Genomic DNA, 1,546 nt, shown 5'->3' with positions numbered 1-1,546 from the left:
GTTTTTGTAGTTCTGGCGGTGCCAGAACTACAAAAACTGACCACTCAACTGCTCTTGGTTAGCGGTGGGCGGCGAGCCACGCCTCGACGTCGTTGGCCGAGCGGGGGATGCCAGCCGACAGGTTCTCGGCACCGGTCTCGGTCACGACGATGTCGTCCTCGATGCGGACGCCGATGCCGCGCAGCTCCTCGGGCACCGTGAGGTCGCCTGGGTGGAAGTAGAGGCCCGGCTCGATCGTGAACACGTTGCCCGGCTCGAGGATGCCATCGAGGTACATCTCGCGGCGTGCCTGGGCGCAGTCGTGCACGTCGAGGCCGAGGTGGTGGCTGGTGCCGTGCACCATGTAGCGGCGGTGCGGCTGGTGCTCGGGCTTGAGCGCCTCGTCGAGCGACATCGGCAGAATCCCGCCCCAAGCATCCAGCGATTTCGCGATGGAGGCGAGCGCCGTCTCATGCACCTCTCGGAATGTGATGCCAGGCTTGACGATGGCGAACGCATCGTCGGCCGCCTTGAGTACGGCCTCGTAGACGCGCCGCTGTACCGGCGTGAAGGTGCCGTCGATCGGCATGGTGCGGGTGACATCGGCGGTGTAGTACGAGTCGACCTCGACGCCGGCGTCGACGAGAATCAGGTCGCCCGGCAACACAGGGCCGTCGTTCGTCGACCAGTGTAGGTAGCAGGCGTGCGGGCCCGCGGCAGCGATGGTCGAATAGCCGAGGTCATTGCCCTCGAGGCGTGCCCGGGCCGTGAACGCGCCCTCGACGACGCGTTCGCCTCGAGGATGCTCGGTCGCGCGAGGCAGCGCTCGCAGGATTTCGTCGAAGCCGTTCGAGGTCGCAGCGACGGCGTCGCGCAGCTGCTGCACTTCCCACTCGTCTTTAACGAGGCGCAGCTCGCTGAGCTCTTGCGCGAGCTGCGGGTCAGCCTCGCTCACATCGCCGCGGGTAGCCGAGAACTCACCGAGGTCGCGGGTCGCGATGTCGAGGTGGGCGCTGACCTGCTCGAGGCTCGGGCGGGGGCCGGTCCAGAACTCGCCGATGCTTGGGTTCGCGTAGAACTCGTCGGTGTCGCGGCCCGCGGCCTTGCGGAAGAACAGCGTGACGTCGTGGCCATCGGCGGTCGGTTCAAACACGAGCAGCGAGCCCGGCACCGTCGCCGAACCCCAGCCGGTCAGGTGCGCGAACGCTGAGTGCGCGCGGTAGGCGTAGTCGTCGTCGTTCGAGCGCACCTTCGTGTCGCCCGCGGCGATGACGAGGCGCTCGCCGTGATGCAGCGCTGATATGGCGTCGCGGCGGGTCTTGGCGTACGGAGCTACCTCGGAGCGAGGGGTCGGCTCGTCCTGACGGGCCTCCCAGCCCTGCGAAATGTAGTCGCGGAAGAAGGTCGAACCTGGAGTTGTGCTGCGGTTCGCGTTCTTGACCTGTGCGTCGCCTTCTTCGGCGGTGCGGTCGTGGTTGCTTGTGGCGGTTTCACTCATACCCCCATTCTCCCACTGGGGGTTTTGTTGGTGGGGTTTTTTTTTTTTTTTTGGGCAGCAAAAACAAAA

The 1,546-nt window shown here is 65.8% G+C and carries 1 protein-coding gene; it reads right to left on the bottom strand.

What is annotated here, in order from left to right:
• Nucleotides 1-58: 58 nt before the first annotated feature.
• Nucleotides 59-1,477 (bottom strand): aminopeptidase P family protein, encoded by a 1,419-nt coding sequence (locus QM019_RS12650; RefSeq protein ID WP_282853302.1) that lies wholly within the window; start codon nt 1,475-1,477, stop codon nt 59-61.
• Between the last annotated feature and the right edge of the window lie 69 nt (nt 1,478-1,546).

It is taken from the genome of Gulosibacter sediminis (genome assembly GCF_030011715.1).
Taxonomy (GTDB): domain Bacteria; phylum Actinomycetota; class Actinomycetes; order Actinomycetales; family Microbacteriaceae; genus Gulosibacter; species Gulosibacter sediminis.
This window is presented reverse-complemented; position numbering and strand designations above follow the sequence as displayed.

Bases quoted from the DNA above. Each gene is read 5' to 3' on its own strand.
- QM019_RS12650 (WP_282853302.1), bottom strand. From the start codon at position 1,477: ATGAGTGAAACCGCCACAAGCAACCACGACCGCACCGCCGAAGAAGGC.